11 protein-coding genes and 1 pseudogene are annotated in these 15454 nt (G+C 71.9%); 9 read left to right on the top strand and 3 right to left on the bottom strand.

Translation table 11 applies throughout. The annotated features are described in order from the left end of the window. The 3 genes and pseudogenes from ABD481_RS17425 to ABD481_RS17415 form a co-directional block, all read left to right on the top strand. Positions 1-482, top strand: a pseudogene (locus ABD481_RS17425) (hypothetical protein); the annotation flags it as partial. Positions 483-596: 114 nt separating this feature from the next. Further along, positions 597-2105, top strand: coding sequence for a GTPase HflX (gene hflX, locus ABD481_RS17420; protein WP_344666712.1), 1509 nt, complete (start codon positions 597-599; stop codon positions 2103-2105). A 223-nt stretch (positions 2106-2328) separates the two neighbouring features. Beyond that, positions 2329-3711 carry a ComEA family DNA-binding protein gene (locus tag ABD481_RS17415; protein WP_344666711.1) on the top strand — a complete coding sequence of 461 codons (1383 nt, stop codon included), beginning with the start codon at positions 2329-2331 and terminating at the stop codon, positions 3709-3711. Positions 3712-3885: 174 nt separating this feature from the next. On the opposite strand, the gene ABD481_RS17410 is transcribed toward ABD481_RS17415, so the two are convergent. Then, positions 3886-4470, bottom strand: coding sequence for a hypothetical protein (locus ABD481_RS17410; protein WP_344666710.1), 585 nt, complete (start codon positions 4468-4470; stop codon positions 3886-3888). Positions 4471-4839: 369 nt separating this feature from the next. Here ABD481_RS17410 and ABD481_RS17405 point away from each other — a divergent pair, with 369 nt between their 5' ends. The 5 genes from ABD481_RS17405 to holA all read left to right on the top strand — a co-directional run bounded on the left by ABD481_RS17405 (position 4840) and on the right by holA (position 10872). Continuing rightward, entirely contained in the window at positions 4840-6057 is a 1218-nt protein-coding gene (locus ABD481_RS17405) for a ComEC/Rec2 family competence protein (protein ID WP_344666709.1), read from the top strand. A gap of 8 nt (positions 6058-6065) precedes the next feature. Further along, entirely contained in the window at positions 6066-7133 is a 1068-nt protein-coding gene (locus ABD481_RS17400) for a ComEC/Rec2 family competence protein (protein ID WP_344666708.1), read from the top strand. A 155-nt stretch (positions 7134-7288) separates the two neighbouring features. After that, positions 7289-9142: a tetratricopeptide repeat protein gene (locus tag ABD481_RS17395; RefSeq protein WP_344666707.1), complete on the top strand. Its 1854-nt coding sequence runs from the start codon at positions 7289-7291 to the stop codon at positions 9140-9142. A 50-nt stretch (positions 9143-9192) separates the two neighbouring features. Continuing rightward, positions 9193-9780, top strand: a complete 588-nt coding sequence (locus tag ABD481_RS17390) for an HhH-GPD-type base excision DNA repair protein (RefSeq protein WP_344666706.1) — start codon at positions 9193-9195, stop codon at positions 9778-9780. A gap of 99 nt (positions 9781-9879) precedes the next feature. After that, positions 9880-10872: a DNA polymerase III subunit delta gene (gene holA, locus ABD481_RS17385; protein WP_344666705.1), complete on the top strand. Its 993-nt coding sequence runs from the start codon at positions 9880-9882 to the stop codon at positions 10870-10872. 157 nt (positions 10873-11029) lie between these two features. Here the strand turns inward: holA and ABD481_RS17380 are convergent, their stop codons facing one another. Together ABD481_RS17380 and rpsT are read right to left on the bottom strand one after the other, a co-directional pair. Continuing rightward, entirely contained in the window at positions 11030-12883 is a 1854-nt protein-coding gene (locus ABD481_RS17380; protein WP_344666704.1) for a serine/threonine-protein kinase, read from the bottom strand. Between the two features lie 165 nt (positions 12884-13048). Beyond that, a complete protein-coding gene (gene rpsT / locus ABD481_RS17375) occupies positions 13049-13315 on the bottom strand; it encodes a 30S ribosomal protein S20 (RefSeq protein ID WP_344656765.1) in 267 nt (88 codons plus the stop codon). Between the two features lie 273 nt (positions 13316-13588). Between rpsT and lepA the strand changes: the two genes are divergently transcribed. Continuing rightward, entirely contained in the window at positions 13589-15445 is a 1857-nt protein-coding gene (lepA, locus tag ABD481_RS17370) for a translation elongation factor 4 (RefSeq protein WP_344666703.1), read from the top strand. The last annotated feature ends 9 nt before the right edge of the window (positions 15446-15454 follow it).

The following is a 15454-nucleotide window of genomic DNA, read 5'->3' as shown; positions in this document are numbered from 1 at the left end:
CGGGCGCCGGGGCCGGCCAGCGGTCCGGCGTCGTGGTCGGCGTGGGCGGCGGCGCCCCGCGCGCGGCCCGCACCCTGCCGACCTCGAAGATCCCGACCGCCGTCATCAACTCCCGGACGGCCGGCAGCCGCCCGGGCAACAACCGCCCGCCGTCCGGCTCGCCGCGGGTGGCGCCCAAGTCCGGCGCCGTACCGCAGGCCGCGCTGGGCGGCTCGGGACTCGGCGGCCAGACGCTCGGTACTCAGACCCTGGGTGCCCAGTCGCTGGGTGCTCAGTCCCTGGGCTCCGCCGGGCTGGGCAATTCAAGTCTGGGCAATGCGAGTCTGAGCGCTTCCGGCCTGGGCGGTTCGGGCCTGGGCCCGGCGCTCGGCCCGCAGCCCCCGATCGGGCCGCTGCCCTATCTCCCGGGCTCGCCGCTGCCCGGCCCGGAGAACCCCTACACGTTCGGCACGCCGCGGCTGCCCTCGCCGACGGGCCGGTGATAATCCGGTGTCGGTGATCGCGACGGCGTGCCACCATCGAGGCGGGGAGAGCGTTTCTCCCCGCCTCGCGGCGTTCTCACGCCGCATCTGTCACGACTGATGAAGAGGAAGCACATGACGGAATCCCACAAGGACGCTGCCCGCGACGAGGTCTACGCATTGCACGACCGCGACACGCCGGAAGCCGAGTGGGACACCGAGGACGCCTTCGAAGCGCCGGCCCCGCTCTACCGCAACCGGTGGGCCGCCTCCCGGCACGACGGCGAGCAGTTCGACCTGGAGGAGCGCACCTCGCTGCGCCGCGTGGCCGGACTGTCCACCGAGCTCGAGGACGTCACCGAAGTCGAGTACCGGCAGCTCCGCCTGGAGCGCGTGGTGCTGGTCGGGGTCTGGACCGAGGGCACGGCGGCCGACGCCGAGCTGTCGCTGCGCGAGCTCGCCGCCCTGGCCGAGACGGCCGGCTCGGAGGTCCTGGACGGCGTGATCCAGCGTCGCGACCGCCCGGACCCGGCCACCTACATCGGCAGCGGCAAGGCCTTGGAGCTGCGCGACATCGTGCTCGCCTCCGGGGCGGACACCGTGATCTGCGACGGCGAGCTCAGCCCGGGCCAGCTGATCCACCTGGAAGACGTGGTCAAGGTCAAGGTCATCGACCGTACCGCGCTGATCCTGGACATCTTCGCCCAGCACGCCAAGTCCCGCGAGGGCAAGGCCCAGGTGGCGCTGGCGCAGATGCAGTACATGCTGCCGCGCCTGCGCGGCTGGGGCCAGTCGCTGTCCCGCCAGATGGGCGGTGGCCGCGGCGGCCTGGCCACCCGCGGTCCCGGTGAGACCAAGATCGAGACCGACCGCCGCCGCATCCGCGAGCGGATGGCCAAGCTGCGCCGCGAGATCGCGGACATGAGCAAGGGCCGCCAGACCAAGCGCGCCGAACGGCGCCGCGGCTCGGTGCCCTCGGTGGTGCTGGCCGGCTACACCAACGCCGGCAAGTCCTCCCTGCTCAACCGCCTGACCGGGGCCGGCGTCCTGGTGGAGAACGCCCTGTTCGCCACCCTGGACCCGACCGTGCGCCGCACCGAGACCGAGGGCGGCCGCGCCTACACCCTGTCCGACACCGTGGGCTTCGTCCGCCACCTGCCGCACCAACTGGTCGAGGCCTTCCGCTCCACCCTGGAGGAGGTCGGCGAGAGCGACCTGGTGCTGCACGTGGTGGACGCCAGCGACGAGGACCCGGAGGGCCAGATCTCCGCCGTCCGCGCCGTCTTCGCCGACCTCGGCGCGGGCGACGTGAAGGAACTGATGGTCCTCAACAAGGCCGACCTCGCCGACCCCGAGGTCCTGACCCGCCTGCTGCGCCACGAACCGCACAGCGTGGTGGTCTCGGCCCGCACCGGCGAAGGCATCGAGGACCTCCTCACCGCCATCGAGCGCGACCTCCCCCGCCCCGGCGTGGAGCTGGAAGCCCTGGTCCCCTACGGCCGCGGCGACCTGGTGGCCCGAATCCACGCCGAGGGCGAGATGCTGAAGGAGGAGCACACGGACCACGGAACCCTGGTCCGAGCGCTGATCCACCAGGACCTCGCCGCCCAGCTGGAACCATTCCGCACGGTCAACGCACTGTAACCGACGAACAAAGGCGGCGGCCCCTCCCACGGGAGGGGCCGCCGCCTTTCCGCACCCCACCCTGTGGAAAACCCCCACCCACAAAAACCCCCCACCATTTCCCACCCACTCCCCGTCCACCACTAGACCGAATGAGTGACCCCCACCCCACCACCCCCGATTTGTCCACAACCAAAACCTTCACCCTGGTATGCCCCACCCCACCCGCCCTACCGTCTCAGACATGGAACGAACCAGCCCGGACCCCCCACCGTACGGCAGCGCCCAACCCCGCACCCCGCCGCCGACGGCCCGCACCCGGCTGGCCTCGCTCCAGCAAGGCCCGGCGCGGTACTGGTCGCCTGCCGCGTCGGGCCCCATGCCCCTCTCCGAAGCCCTCGCCGCCCGCCGCCAAGCCGACCCCTGGTGGCGCCGCACAACCGCCAACCTCACCACCCGCCTCCCACCCACCCTCCACGCCCGCTGGGCCCTCACCACCACCGCCGCCCTGGCCCTGGCCCTCCTCGCCGCCGCAGGCGCCACCGCCGGCGGCTGGTACCTGACCCGATCACAAGCGTCGGTAGTGGACCTCGGCGCCACCGACACAGCCGCCGACCGAAGCGGGAGCAACGCCACGGACCGAGGCGGGGGCCGCAGCGCAGACAATGCCGGGGACGCTGCCACGGGCCGCGGTGCGGACAAGGCCAGGGACCGGCACAGGGGTCGTGCCGCGCCCAGGGCCGGGGACCGGTCTGCCGGTGGACCCGTGGACGGGACCGCACCAGGGGGAAGGGGAGGGGGCGGGGGAAGCACAAGAGACACACCCCCACCCGACACCACCCCCGGCTCCCACCTCGGCATCTCAGCCCCCGACAACCCTGCCAACCCTGCCAACCCCGGCAACCTCACCAACCCTGGCAACCCCGCCAACTTCGGCAACTCCGACACTGCCGACGGCGCCGACAGTGCCGACACTCGCGATACCCCCAACACTCCCAACTCTCCCAACACCCCCGACCCCGCCTGCGCCGCCCGCCCCCCAACCACCACTCCCGCAGCTCCCCCCGCAATCCCCCGCGCCCTCGGCCGCATCGACCAGGCCTCCGTCCTGACTTACGCGCCGCACACCTCCGCATGCCCCGCCCGCACCACCACCAGCCCCCTCCTGGCCGGCACGGCAGGACCCACCGCCGTGATCGTCGACGTCGAAGGCAAAGTCGCCCGCCCCGGCGTCCTCGCCCTCCCCGCCGGCTCCCGCGTCTACGAAGCCCTCGCCGCAGCGGGCGGCGCCCTGCCCGGCATCGACGCCTCCGCACTCGACCTCGCCCGCCTCCTCACCGACGGCGAGCAACTCCGCGTCGGCATCGCCGGCGAACCAAGCCCAGCCGTCGGCGTGACACCACCGACCACCGGCCACGGAAAGAAAAAGGGCGGCCACGTGGTGAACCTGAACACCGCGACGCTCGACGAACTCCAAAGCGTGCCGGACGTCGGCCCCGCGATGGCCCAACGAATCCTGGACTGGCGCTCCACCCACGGCCACTTCACCTCGGTGAACCAACTCCGCGACGTGCGAGGCATCGGCGACCGCAAGTTCGCCGAAATGCGCGACTCGGTGACGGTGTGACCCATGACCCTGACCGCCACCTTCCGCTCCGCCGCACCCGACGACCGCCCCCACCGCGACCTCCGCCTCCTCCCAATCCTCCTCGCCGCCTACACAGCCGCATGGATCGGCGACGGCCAGGCCAACTACCCCGCCCTCCTGTTCTGGGCAGCCTGCGCCCTGACCGGCGCCGCACTACTGGTGACAGCACGCGCCCGCGCCCCGATGCCGACGAGGTGGGAGGACCCGAATACCTTCGCTGAGCTCGATGTCGATGTCGATGTCGATGTCGATGGCGGGGGCGATGCCGACGCTGGAGCCGGAGCTGATGTCGACGCCGCGGCCTGGGCTGAAGGTCAAGCCAGAAGCCGAGTCCTGCCAACCTCCGACTGGATCCGAGCCGGATCCCCAGAGTGGGCCCACGGCCAGCGGCCAACTTTTGGCTGGGCACACGACCACGACCACGACTACCGCCATGACCACAATCAGGTCCCTGCCTGCGGCCACGACCACGACCATGACCAGGCCCTTGCCCGGGCCCAAGGCCAAGGCCACGACCAAGCCCAGATCCTTGGCCGGGCCCACAACCATGACCAAGCTGGCCGGGCCCAAGCTTGGAATCAGGTCGTTGACCAAGACCGGGTCCTTGGCCGCGCCCAACCCCACGACCAGGTTCTTGCCCGCGATCACGACCCAGTCGTTGCCCAAGGCCAAGGCCAGGACCAAGACAGAGCCCAGGTCCTTGGCCGCACCCACGACCATGTCCTTGGTCGGGCCCAAGCCCAGAACCTTGGCCGAGCCCAAGCCCGAAGCCGAGCCCAAAACCCCGGCCAAGCCCCCGCCCAAGCGCATGCCTTCGGCCGAGCCGATACCCCACCCTTTGCCCGCGCCAGCACCCACGCCCCGACAACCACCCCGAACCGATTCGGCGCAGATAGCCGACGCCCCACCGCCACTCGCGGCCCCCGCACCCCCACTCCCCGCTCCGCGCTGACTCCCACCCGCACCCCCACCACCTCCACCCCCACCCGCACCCGCACCCGCCGCCGCACCCTCGCCGCCGCCTGCCTCATCGCCGCCGGCGCCGGCACCGCCGCCACCACCCGTGCCATCGCCACCCACACCGGTCCGCTGCCCCGTCTTGCCGCCGTGCGCGCCCCGGCCACCGTCGAGGCGGTCCTCACCGATGACCCTCGCGTCGCTCACTCGCTGCACGGGCCGTTCGCCATCGTTCCCGTCCGGGTTGAGCTCGTGAATGGCGTCCGCACTCGTGTGCCCGCCACTGTCCTCGCCTCGCGGCCCGAGGCCTGGCGGCCGCTGCTGCCCTCCACGCGCGTCCGCGTTGAGGCTCGGCTTCGTCCTGCGCGTCCAGATACCCCCGACGCTGCTGCGCTGTCCGTTCGGCGGCCGCCGCAGGTGGTGGCGGGTCCCAGTGCGCTTCAGGGGTTTGCGGGGGGTCTGCGGCAGGGGTTGCGTGATGCCTGTGGCGGGTTGCCGGCTGATGCGCGTGGGCTGCTGCCGGGGCTTGTCATCGGTGATGTTTCGCAGGAGCCGGACAGTCTCTCGGCGGCGTTTCGGGCGACTGGGCTGTCGCATCTCACTGCTGTCAGCGGCGAGAATCTTGCGTTTGTGCTGGCTGCGGCGATGCCGTTGGCTCGGCTTGTCGGGGTGCGGGGGCGGTTTCTGACGGTTGTCGGGCTGGCCGTTGTGCTCGCGTTCACCGTGCTGGCGCGGCCGGAGCCCTCGATGGTGCGTGCCAGTGTGATGGCGTTGCTTGCGTTGCTGTTGGCCGCCGTGGGTCGGCGGGCTCGGGGGATTCCGTTGCTCTGTGCGGGTGGCACGCTTCTGCTGCTGTTCGATCCCTGGCTCGCGCGGTCTTACGGCTTCGCGCTCTCGCTCTCCGCTACCGCCGGGCTGTTCCTGCTCGCGCCCGGGTGGCAGCGTGCGCTGGCCGAGCGGGGGGTGCCGCATCGCGTGGCCGAGTCGTTGGCCTGTACGGCGGCCGCCGAGGCGTTCTGCCTGCCGGTGCTGGTCTCGCTCACGGCCGAGATCACGCCGTTGTCGATTCCGGCGAACCTGCTCGCTGAGGTCTTCGTCGGGCCGGCGACGGTGCTCGGGGCGACTGCCCTGCTCGCCGCTGCCGTATGGCCGCCGCTGGGCCGTGCCGTCGCCTGGCTCGCGCAGTGGCCGACCGACGGCATCGTGGCCGTCGCGCGCAGTGGTGCCCGGCTCCCCGGCGCCGCCGTTCCCTGGGCCGCCGGTCTGGCTGGGAGCGTGACGCTCCTCGCGGCCTACGCGGCGATCTTCCTGAACTTGGCCGCCGTCGGCGCTCGTAAGAACGCTCGTAAGAACACTCATAAGAACTAGGAGGCGTGATGAATCCCTCGATACCCGGCCCCTACCTTGACCCCGACTACCCGCCGGGACGCGCAAGCCGTGGAGGGGACGGCTTCCGCAGCACGTCGCGAACGCGGCGCCACCTCGCGGCGGCGGCTGTCGTCGCGCTCGCGACCGTGCTCGCCTCGGCCGCCCTCACCGTCCTCGTCCTCCGAAGCCGTAGCGCTCCCTGGCCGCCGCCCGACTGGCTGTTCGCAGCCTGCGACGTGGGCCAAGGCGATGCCCTGGCGCTCGCCGTCGGCCCCGCGGCGGCCGTGGTCGTCGACACCGGCCCCGATCCGGCGAAGGCGGACCGCTGCCTGGCCTCGCTCGGGGTCCGCAAGGTCCCGCTGCTGGTTCTCACCCACTTCCACGCCGACCACGTCGACGGCGTCCCCGGCGTCCTGCACGGCCGCACCGTGACCGAGATCGAGACCACCGACGATCCCGATCCGCCGCGCGGCGCTGCCGAGGTCGCCAGCTGGGCGCACGCCGCCGAAGTCCCGACCACCCAAGCCGCCGCCGGAGAACACCGCGAATACGGAGCCCTGTCGTGGAACGTTCTCTGGCCTGACGCCGCCGCTGACCGGAACCCGGATCTGACACGGCCGAAGCCCAAGCCCAAGTCCGACTCCAAGCATAGCCACCGCCCCCGCACCTCCTCCCACGGCGGCGAAGAAGGCTCCGGCCCGAACAACGCCAGCGTGGTCCTCTACGTCCACATCGCGACCCGGGACGGCCCGATCCGCCTCCTGCTGACCGGCGACATCGAACCGCCGGCCCAGCACGCGGTCCTGGCTGCCCACCCGGACCTTGCCGCCGATGTGCTGAAGGTGCCGCACCATGGCTCCGCGTATCAGGACCCGGACTTGTTCGCCGTCGTGCATCCGCGGGTCGCCGTCATCTCCGTCGGCGCGGGCAACACCTACGGTCACCCCGCTGCGCGGACCGTCGACCTGGCCTCCGGCGCTGGCGCGCGGGTCTTCCGCACCGATCGTGACGGTCAGATCGTCGTCGCGGGCACCGCACTCCACCTGCGGGTCGCCACCCGCCGCGATACCCACTGATCAGGTCGACCCTCGGCCCACCCGCAGCCCACCCTTAGCCCATCCGCATCCCACCGTCAGCACCCAACCACCGTCAACCTCCGTCGCCGCATGTCGCAGCTTATGGATAGTCTCGTGCCCCGTACCCGAAGCCGAGTCTGGAGGGGAGCCGGCTCATGGACGGCCACAGCCATGACGAGCACGACCACACCCACGACCACACCCACGCCCCCACGCACACCCACACCGCCGCCTGCGACACCGGATGCTGCGAGCGTCTGGAGGCCGAGGGCGAGGTCGCGGCCGCGCGGCTGATCCTCGACGGCGGCGACCTCGAACACGCCGCGAACCACGTCGCGGGCGCGATAGGCACCGACCCGTCGCTGCCGGAGGCGCACGAGGCGCTGGCCGAGCTGGTGGCGCGGGTCGGCGGGCCGTACGCCGCCTTGCAGCTGTTCCCGGACACCGAGCGCTACACCGGTGCCCTGGCGTGCCGGGCCGAGCTGCTCGCCGCGGTGGGGCGGACCGACGAGGCGGTGCATCTGCTGGCCGGGGTCATGGCCGCGGCGCCGGCCCGGCCGTGGGCCGATGTGGCGTGGCTGGCCGACCCGGAGCTGCCCGCGCGGCTGAACCCGGCGACGCTCACGCAGTCGGTGCTGCGGCTGTGCCAGGGGCTGGGGGACCCGGTCTCGGAGGAGGACTTCGCCGCCCTGGTCCACTTCTACCGCGTGATCGCGGCCGTGGTCGCGCGCGGCGACGATCCGCAGCTGGCCGCTGTCGCCTGCGGTCTGGCCCGGCGGCTCGGGGACGCCGACCAGGCGATCCGGTGGGGCGAGGCGGCGGTCCGGGGCGGGGCCGGGGCGATGGGCGCGATCATGCTCGGCAACGCTCTGCGCCGCTTCGGCCGGATCCAGGACGCGATCGCGCTGTGGACCCGCACCGTCGAGGAAGACCCCTCCCAGACCTATCTGATGGTCGACCTCGCCGAGTCGCTGTCCGGCGTCGGGCGCCGTGCCGAGGGCGTGGCGCTGCTGGAGAAGGTGGTCGCGACCGATCCCGGGCACGAGAAGGCGGCGCCGGCGCTGCTCGGCATGCGCTTCGAGGCCGACGGCGACCCGGCGCACCTGCTCGCCCTCGCCGACCACTACCGCGCGCACCCCGACCATGACTACGCCGCCTACCTGCTCGGCCACCACAGCCGGGGCCTGACCTGGGTCGGCCAGGTCGCCGGGGCCACCGAGGCCTGCGTCAACGTGCTGCGCCAGCTGATCGAGGCCGACAACTTCGGCATCACCGGCGAGATGTCGCTGTCGATCATCGAGCCGCCGAGCGCGCTGGCGACGCTGCGGCTGGTCGTCCCGGACCTGAAGATGTCCTTCCTGGAGATCGGCGACCCCGATCCGCGCCGGGCCGCGCGCCCGGTCGACGTCGCCGTCTGGCAGTACGCGGGCCTGGACGCCGTGCCGGTCCACGCCCCGCCGTCGCCGCGGACCACCGCGCTGGTGGCGGACCTGGCCACGCCGAACTGGCCCGGGCCGACCGGGCTCTACGACCACGCGGTCGCGCTGGCCGGCGTGCCGGTGGCCGAGCTGCTCGGCGTGCTGGCGCACCTGCCCGCGCCGCAGGACGCGCCGTGGCCGGACGAGTTCGCGATGCGGGCGCCGGACTACTGGGTCCGGTCCATACAGACCGTGGCCTGCGTGGGGATCGCGCACCACGGGGCCGACGAGCCCTGGGCGTCCTCCGAGCGCCGCCGGATCCTGCTCGACCTGCTCGACGGCGCGGAGGACTGGATCTGCGAGGCGGCCGGGATGGCGCTGGTCGCGATCGGCTGGGCGTTCCCGGAGACCCGGACGGAGGTCCTGGAGCGGCTGCTGAACCGGTTGGCGCTGTTCGTCCAGGCCGCCGAGGCGCGGCCGGTGACGGTGCTGGGGTCGATGTGCAACCTGGTCCTGGCCTGCCCGTGGCTGGACCGGCGCGGGGCGTCGTACGTGCTGGACGTGCTCAAGCGGCTGGAATCCGAGGACTGAACGGACCAGAACCGCCGCGGCCCGGGCGGCGGTTCTGCCAGGCTTGGGGCATGGTGACGCTGCATCTGGCCCAGAACCCCGACGCCGACGCCTTCCTGGCCGAGGACCCGCTGGGCGTCCTCACCGGCATGCTTCTTGATCAACAAGTGCCCATGGAGAAGGCGTTCTCCGGCCCCTACGTCCTGGCCACCCGGCTCGGCGTGAAGCGCCTGGACGCCGAGCAGATCGCGGGCTACGACCCCGACGAGTTCGTGGCGCTGTTCTCCGAGGTGCCGGCCATCCACCGCTTCCCGAAGGCGATGGCCGAGCGGACGCAGAAGCTGGCGCGGGCGGTGGTCGACGAGTACGGCGGCGACGCTTCCACGGTGTGGACCGGGGCGAAGGACGGCGCCGACCTGTTCAAGCGCGTCTCCGCGCTGCCCGGCTACGGCAAGCAGAAGGCCCAGATCCTGGTCGCGCTGCTCGGCAAGCAGTTCGGCGTGACGCCGAAGGGCTGGCGCGAGGCCGCCGGGGACTACGGGACCAAGGGCTCGACGCGGTCGGTCGCCGATGTCGTGGACGCCGCCAGCCTGGTGAAGGTGCGGACGTTCAAGAAGGAGATGAAGGCGGCGGCGAAGGCGGCCAAGGGCGAGGAGTAGGTGGAGTGGGGCGTACCTTGCCGCTGCCCGACATCACCTCCGGCGTCACCCCCGGCGTCACCACCCGACTTGTCCCCGCGCCGTGCCATGCTTGACCCGATGCCTGCCGACACCGCCGCCCCGTCCCAGCTCGTCCTCGTCGTCGGGGCCGAGGAACTGCTCGTCGACCGGGCCGTGGCCCGGATCGCCGCCGCGCGCCGGGCCGAGGACCCGGAGACCGACACGCGGGACCTGTCGCCGGGGAACTTCACTCCGGGGACGTTCGCCGAGCTGGTGAGCCCGTCGCTGTTCGGCGAGAGCCGGGTCGTGGTGGTGCGGGCCTCGCAGGACCTGGCCGCCGACGACACGGCCGCGCTCACCGCTGCCTTGGGCAACCTGGCCGAGGAGATCACGCTGGTCGTGGTGCACAACGGCGGGGTGAAGGGCAAAGGGCTGATCACCACGATGGAGAAGGCCGGGGCCCGGCGGATCGACGTCGCGAAGGTCACCAAGCCCGCCGAGCGGATCGCGTTCCTGCGCGACGAGTTCAAGGCCGCCAAGCGCCAGATCACCGAGGAGGCGTCGCGCGCGCTGCTCGACGCTGTCGGCAACGAGTTGCGCGAGCTGGCCGCCGCCGCCTCGCAGCTGATCGCCGACACCAGCGACGACCCGCGCGGTCCGATCGACGAGACGATCGTCGCCAAGTACTACAGCGGCCGCGCCGAGGTCTCCGGCTTCACCGTCGCCGACCTCGCGGTCGACGGCCGCACCGCGCAGGCGCTGGAGCAGCTCCGCTGGGCGCTGGCCACCGGCACCGCCCCGGTGCTGATCACCAGCGCCCTGGCCAACGGCGTGCGGTCGGTCGCCCGGGTCGCCTCGGCCCCGCGCGGCGCCCGCCCGGCGGACCTGGCCCGCGAGCTCGGCATGCCGCCATGGAAGATCGACAAGGTGCGCCAGCAGGTTCGCGGCTGGACGCCGGACGGCATCAGCACCGCGCTGCTGGCCGTGGCCGAAGCGGACGCGGCGGTGAAGGGCGGCGGGGACGACTCCGCGTACGCGCTCGAACGGTGCGTGGTGACGGTCTGCCAGGCGCGAGGGCAGGGCCGCGGCTGACCAGCGCGTCGCCGAACTGCCAGCGCCCCTGCACTCCACCACTCCAGCGCCCATGCGCCGCACCGCCCCAGCGCGCCATGCTCCAGCGCCGCACCACCGCCTCAGCGCCGCGCCGCCCCACCCAGCCCGTCGCCGCGCTGTCAGCTGAAGCTCCGCCCTACCTCCCCGGCAGCCGCCCCGTCACCGTCTTCGCCAGGTTGACCACGTCCACCCGCGCCGCGTCGGCTGTTCCGCCCTCCGTGAAGCGGATCGTCACGTCCAGGCCGCCGCGGATGATCTCGATCCGGCAGTGCTGCAGGCCGCTGCTGGGGTCGGTGTCGATCTGGATCTCGGTCTTGTCGGAGTTGCCGAGCTTGCCCTGGTCCTCGAACTTCGCCTCGGTGGCGAGGGTCGAGGTGTGGTCGCGGAAGGCGGCGACGGCCTGCGTGGCGTCGCTCTTGTAGTTCCAGGCCTGGAGGCGCAGCTGCGCGCCCGCGGAGCCGTCCCAGGTCTCGTCGTAGGTGGCGGGGTCGTCGGAGGAGTTGTCGAGCGGGGTGCCGACGTCCGGGCTGGTCTTCAGGTACTGGTTCGCGTCGGCGTCGGTCACCAGGCTGTTCAGCGGGAAGTCGGCGGCGATGCCGGTCTGGTCGATCCCGCCGCTGCCGCCCAGCGTGCCGCCGGAGCTGCTGCCGCCGCTGCTCGAACCGCCGCCGCCGGAGGCGAACACGGCGATGCCGCCGCCGATCGCCGCCACCGCGACCACGCCGCCGATCGCGGCTATCAGGCCGTTGCGGTTCTTCTTCGGCGGGGTGAACGGGCCCAGCGGCACGCCGTACGGCGGCGACGGCTGCGACGGCGACGCCCATGGGCTCGCCACCGGAGCGGCCTGCGTCGGCGGTGCGCCGTGGTACATCGGGACCGCGGACAGCGACGGGTTCGAGGGATTCGACGGCGGTCCCTGCGGCCCCTGCTGGAATCCCTGCGGTGGCAGCGTCGGCGCGGACGGGTTCGACGGGTTCGAAGGCGGCCCCGACTGCGGCCCGGCCTGCGGCCCCGCCGGCCCCGCGTACGTCGGCGGCGCTTGCATCCCCTGCATCGCCGCCACCGAGGGCATCGAAGGCACCGACGGTATCGAGGGCACCGACGGCATCGACTGCGGCGGCGTCGGCCCCGGCATCGTCGGCGCCGCCTGCGGCGGGATCCACCCCATCGCCGCCGTCGCCTCGACCCCGGCGCCCTCCGACAGCACCTCCAGGATCCGCCCCGGCGACGGCCGCGCCGCCGCGTCCTTCGACATGCACGCGGTCACCAGCTGCAACAGCGTCCCGGACAGCCCCGACAGGTCCGGCACGCCGTTGACCACGCGGAACATCATCTCCATGGTCCCGCCCTCGCCGAACGGCTGCCGGCCGGTCGCCGCCCACAGCAGCACCGCACCGAGCGACCACACGTCCGAGGACGGCCCCACCGGCTGCCCCGACACCTGCTCCGGCGACATGAACGACGGCGTCCCGACCACCGTCCCGGCCTGCGTCACCGACGAGGACTGCGCCGTCACCGCCAGCCCGAAGTCGATGACCCGCGGCCCGTCGTCGGCCAGCAGCACGTTGGCCGGCTTCAGGTCCCGGTGCGTCAGCCCCTCGCGGTGGATCGCGATCAGCGCCTCGGCCAGCCCGGCCGCCAGCACCAGCGCGTCCTGCTGCGGCATCGGCCCCCGGTGCTTGACCGCGTCCGACAGCGACGGCCCCGGCACGTACGCGGTGGCCAGCCACGGCGGATCCCCGTCCGGATCGGCGTCCACCACCGGCGCCGTGAAGAACCCGGACACCTGCCGCATCGCGACCACCTCGCGCCGGAAGCGCTCACGGAACGTGGGATCGCTGGTCAGTTCGCCGCGGATGACCTTCACCGCGACCCGCCGCCCGGACGGCGACCGCCCCAGGTAGACCTGCCCCATCCCGCCGGCCCCGAGCCGGTTCAGGATCTCGTAGCTGCTGATCCTTCGCGGATCTGCCGCCCGCAGCGGTTCCATGAATGAATCCCCACCCCTGTGAAACCCGCGTGAAAACGCATCGACGTGCGAAAGCCTAGCGCGCACCGCCTGGTGACAAGCCGATCGGCGCGACCCCTGGGGAAGGGATCGCGCCGATCGGGAAGTTTCTCTACCGCGGCGAGAGGGACCGCATGGGGGAGAAGGTCAGCCCTGCAGGGCGTTCACGCTCTTGGCCAGCGCGGACTTCTTGTTCGCGGCCTGGTTGGCGTGGATGACGCCCTTCGAAGCGGCCTTGTCCAGCTGGCGGGAGGCGGCCTGGGCCAGCTCCTGCGCCTTCGCGACGTCGCCGGACTCGACGGCCTCGCGGGTCTTGCGGATCGCGGTCTTCAGCGAGGACTTGACGGCCTTGTTGCGCAGGCGCGCCTTCTCGTTGGTCTTGATCCGCTTGATCTGGGACTTGATGTTCGCCACTGAAAGATGCCTCTGCTTGGTGAGATAGAAGGTGGTGGGCGCGAGGCAACGCACGCGCCACGCAAGGGACCAGGCTAGCAGGCGGGCCTGCGTGGACCCAAACCGGGCACGCAGCCTGTGACGTCCCTATATAGGGTTCTCGCTAAGGCCACGGGTCGTGGGACGATAGAGAGCAGCGTAGTGACCTCTGTAGTGTGCCCCACCGGCAGACCCGCTGGTGGAGCCGACCCGTAGCCCCCAAGCACGCCGTTCCCCGGACAGACTGGACCCCGAGTGCCCGCCCTCCCGCCGAACATCCCCCAGCCGTCGAAAACCGACCAGGCGCTGATCCGCAACTTCTGCATCATCGCCCACATCGACCACGGCAAGTCGACCCTGGCCGACCGGATGCTCCAGCTCACCGGTGTGGTCGACGAACGCGCCATGCGCGCCCAGTACCTGGACCGGATGGACATCGAGCGCGAGCGCGGCATCACCATCAAGTCCCAGGCGGTCCGGCTGCCCTGGCGGGCCGACGACGGCACCACCTACATCCTGAACATGATCGACACCCCCGGGCACGTGGACTTCACCTACGAGGTATCCCGCTCCCTGGCCGCCTGCGAGGGCACGCTCCTGCTGGTCGACGCCGCCCAGGGCATCGAGGCCCAGACCCTGGCCAACCTGTACCTGGCCATGGAGAACGACCTCCAGATCATCCCGGTGCTGAACAAGATCGACCTGCCCGCCGCCCAGCCGGAGAAATACGCCGAGGAGATGGCCCGGCTCATCGGCTGCGACCCCGACGACGTGCTCCGGGTCTCGGCCAAGACCGGCGTCGGCGTCCCGGACGTGCTCAACGAGGTGGTCCGCCGGGTCCCGGCCCCGGCCGGTGACCCGAACGGCCCGGCGCGCGCCATGATCTTCGACTCGGTCTACGACTCCTACCGCGGCGTGGTCACCTACGTCCGGGTGGTCGACGGCCACCTGAACAAGCGCGAGCGCATCGCGATGATGTCCACCGGCGCCACCCACGAGCTGCTGGAGATCGGCGTCATCTCCCCGGAGCCGACGGCCTCCCAGGGCCTGGCGGCCGGCGAGGTGGGCTACCTGATCACCGGTGTGAAGGACGTCCGGCAGTCCAAGGTCGGCGACACCGTCACCTCCCAGAACAAGGGCGCCACCGAATCCCTCGGCGGGTACAAGGAGCCCAAGCCGATGGTGTTCTCCGGCATCTACCCGATCGACGGCTCGGACTACCCGGAGCTGCGCGAGGCCCTGGACAAGCTCCAGCTCAACGACGCCGCGCTGGTCTACGAGCCGGAGACGTCCGCGGCCCTGGGCTTCGGCTTCCGCTGCGGCTTCCTGGGCCTGCTGCACCTGGAGATCATCCGGGAGCGCCTGGACCGCGAGTTCAACCTGGACCTGATCGCCACCGCGCCCTCCGTGGTCTACCGGGTGGGGATGGAGGACGGCTCGGAGCACATCGTCACCAACCCCTCGGAGATGCCCGGCGGCAAGGTGATGGCGATCCACGAGCCGGTGGTGCGCGCCACCATCCTGACGCCGAACGACTTCGTCGGCGCGGTGATGGAGCTGTGCCAGAGCCGGCGCGGGGCGCTGCTGGGCATGGACTACCTGTCCGAGGACCGGGTCGAGATCCGCTACACGCTGCCGCTGGCCGAGATCGTCTTCGACTTCTTCGACTCGCTGAAGTCCAAGACCCGCGGCTACGCCTCGCTGGACTACGAGCCCATCGGCGAGCAGCAGGCCGATCTGGTGAAGGTCGACATCCTGCTGCACGGCGAGACCGTCGACGCGTTCTCCGCGATCGTGCACAAGGACAAGGCCTACGCCTACGGCGTGCGGATGACCGAGCGGCTGCGCGAGCTGATCCCGCGCCAGCAGTTCGAGGTGCCGATCCAGGCCGCGATCGGCTCCCGGGTGATCGCCCGCGAGTCGGTGCGGGCGATGCGCAAGGACGTGCTCGCCAAGTGCTACGGCGGTGACATCTCCCGGAAGCGCAAGCTGCTGGAGAAGCAGAAGGAAGGCAAGAAGCGGATGAAGATGGTCGGCCGCGTGGAGGTCCCGCAGGACGCCTTCATCGCCGCGCTGACCAACGAGACCGGGGACAAGGCGACCAAGAAGTAAAACGGTGCG

This window comes from Catenulispora yoronensis, from assembly GCF_039531695.1.
Classification (GTDB): domain Bacteria; phylum Actinomycetota; class Actinomycetes; order Streptomycetales; family Catenulisporaceae; genus Catenulispora; species Catenulispora yoronensis.
Note: the sequence above shows the minus strand (reverse complement) of the source record. Positions and strands in the feature narration are given on the sequence as shown.

What these genes read in the sequence shown, in the direction of transcription:
- ABD481_RS17415 (WP_344666711.1), top strand. Translation starts at nt 2,329, where the DNA reads ATGGAACGAACCAGCCCGGACCCCCCACCGTACGGCAGCGCCCAACCC.
- ABD481_RS17380 (WP_344666704.1), bottom strand. Translation starts at nt 12,883, where the DNA reads ATGGAACCGCTGCGGGCGGCAGATCCGCGAAGGATCAGCAGCTACGAG.
- ABD481_RS17400 (WP_344666708.1), top strand. Translation starts at nt 6,066, where the DNA reads ATGAATCCCTCGATACCCGGCCCCTACCTTGACCCCGACTACCCGCCG.
- ABD481_RS17390 (WP_344666706.1), top strand. Translation starts at nt 9,193, where the DNA reads ATGGTGACGCTGCATCTGGCCCAGAACCCCGACGCCGACGCCTTCCTG.
- ABD481_RS17395 (WP_344666707.1), top strand. Translation starts at nt 7,289, where the DNA reads ATGGACGGCCACAGCCATGACGAGCACGACCACACCCACGACCACACC.
- hflX (WP_344666712.1), top strand. Translation starts at nt 597, where the DNA reads ATGACGGAATCCCACAAGGACGCTGCCCGCGACGAGGTCTACGCATTG.
- holA (WP_344666705.1), top strand. Translation starts at nt 9,880, where the DNA reads ATGCCTGCCGACACCGCCGCCCCGTCCCAGCTCGTCCTCGTCGTCGGG.